General features: G+C 37.0%; 2 protein-coding genes. Both read right to left on the bottom strand.

The window, feature by feature from the left end:
• Nucleotides 1-67: 67 nt before the first annotated feature.
• Nucleotides 68-1,582: a helix-turn-helix domain-containing protein gene (locus BW929_RS15030; RefSeq protein WP_076546277.1), complete on the bottom strand. Its 1,515-nt coding sequence runs from the start codon at nucleotides 1,580-1,582 to the stop codon at nucleotides 68-70.
• Nucleotides 1,583-1,616: 34 nt separating this feature from the next.
• Nucleotides 1,617-1,956: ribbon-helix-helix protein, CopG family (locus tag BW929_RS15025; RefSeq protein ID WP_143414062.1), on the bottom strand; the 340-nt coding region annotated here is incomplete at its 5' end.

Genomic DNA, 1,956 nt, shown 5'->3' with positions numbered 1-1,956 from the left:
GTCGAAAATTCTAACACCCTACCCCGATGCGCCCCGTCATAATAGGATTTAATTCTCGAAACGAGGTTTAGACCAATAATATGCAGGTTAGAGTCTCTGCTCCCTGTTCATTATAGTCATATCTGCGCTTTAAATATCTGCTCTCTTCTAATGCCTTAATGTGATCACTAATGGTCTGTCTTCTAACCCCTAGCTTTTCAGACAAAGTAAGTGTGCTGGGAAATGCTGTTCCTTTGTTAAATGAGTATTTGAGTATCAATATGTAAACCTTAAGCTGAGTTGGAGAAATGGCCTGATAGATAGCTCCATTAATGACTCCATTGTTAATCAATGTGTATCCAGTACCATAACTACTTTGCTTCTCAGCTTTACAGAATGTTGGACATCCTCTTCTCTTTCTAGCTTCTATTAAGCCAAGACTAGCCAGATTATCAATAGCTGTGGATATCCTTTGTCGACTCATACACATTTCACCTTTATGGGTTATTTCTTTTTTTATCTGGGTTGAATTAAGACCATTCTCAGCAGCTAAAAGCACACCATACACTATGAGTTCATACCCTGAAACATCTCTGTAACTATTGAATATACGGTTATTAAGTTTAATATGATTATCAAGTACCAGACTATCTATACTGCCTTTAATCAGACAGTTATAACGGTCACAATGGTGACTGAGCATCTCCTGGAGCTCTGCATCAGGTATGGTGCATCCTAATAGCTTGTATTCTTCATCCCAGTAGGCATAAAAGTCATTTTTAATTTTACCTATTTTCTCAGGTGGCTGATTAAGCTCATTCCATGCCTTTACTATATCGTAGGCTCTTCTTTTGGAATAGCCCATCATCTGCAGCCATTTCGTTAGCCTACCCTGAGCCCAGTTCCTCTCACCTACTTCTACACCCTTTAAGATTGAATTAATACAGGGTCTTTCCGCCTCAGGTAGTTTTATTCCCTTAATTCTATCAGACCCGAAATCAGGCGATTTTGCCGGCCTGATACCCATCAAATTAGATAGATACTTTATACTGTATTTTTTAGAAGGATCCATCTCAATAATCCTGCATTCTAGTCTTTCAGATTTGTTATTATAGCTGCCGGGCAGCCTCATAATTCTAGCAGCTTCAGCAGCTCTTGAATCAGATCCAGTCTCATTAGAAATGTATTTAACAAATGAGATTACTTTATTGGCATCAAAAGGCTTATCAAGAAGCCAGTAACTATGTATTCCATGTCCAGAACTCAAATGTATGCTTGCTTCAGGCAGTCCTGCCTCTTTGATGCTCTTCTTGACCTCTTTTAGGTTAATATCATCATAGTCCGCCCATAGTGCATTCACTTTGGTTAAATTGCTAGCTTTACCTGAAGTGGTATCTTTACGACCAGAAACCCCAAAATAAACATCCTTATCCTCAGGCGGCTTATATTCTAATAATTCATCTGTATCTTTAAACCACACTTTATTGACATAACCTGCAGTGTTAAACTCTCTGACCTCAATAAATCCAGGTAAGTTCGATAAAATGTGATTGATGAATTTAGCATTATTCACTTCTCTATTTATTTCTTTTATCGAAGACATAACAACTATCTCCCCTCGGCCTTAAACAATTATTTTACATTTCAGCATTATCATATAAAAAGTCAATTGCTAACCTTATCAGATTAGATTTATCTCTATCACTCTTTCTTGCCATTTCGTTCAGCTTTTTATCCTGACCTTCGTAAATATAGTAAGTCCTTTTAATCTTTTTCGGATTGTTTTTATCTATAGAAATACTTATAGATGGATTCTTTTCCGCAATAATATCGGATTCAGGCTTGACTTCAGCTTCATTATCATCGCTTTCAGCACTGCTATTAGAGGCATCTTCTTTAGCTTTATCATCACCATTAACATTGCTGGTATTATTACCATCATTATTGCTGTCACCATTACCATTAACATTACCATCA

This window comes from Halanaerobium kushneri (assembly GCF_900156285.1).
Taxonomy (GTDB): domain Bacteria; phylum Bacillota; class Halanaerobiia; order Halanaerobiales; family Halanaerobiaceae; genus Halanaerobium; species Halanaerobium kushneri.
The sequence above is the reverse complement of the archived record's forward strand: the minus strand, read 5'-3'. Positions and strand labels throughout refer to the sequence as shown.

What these genes read in the sequence shown, in the direction of transcription:
- BW929_RS15030 (WP_076546277.1), bottom strand. Translation starts at nt 1,582, where the DNA reads ATGTCTTCGATAAAAGAAATAAATAGAGAAGTGAATAATGCTAAATTC.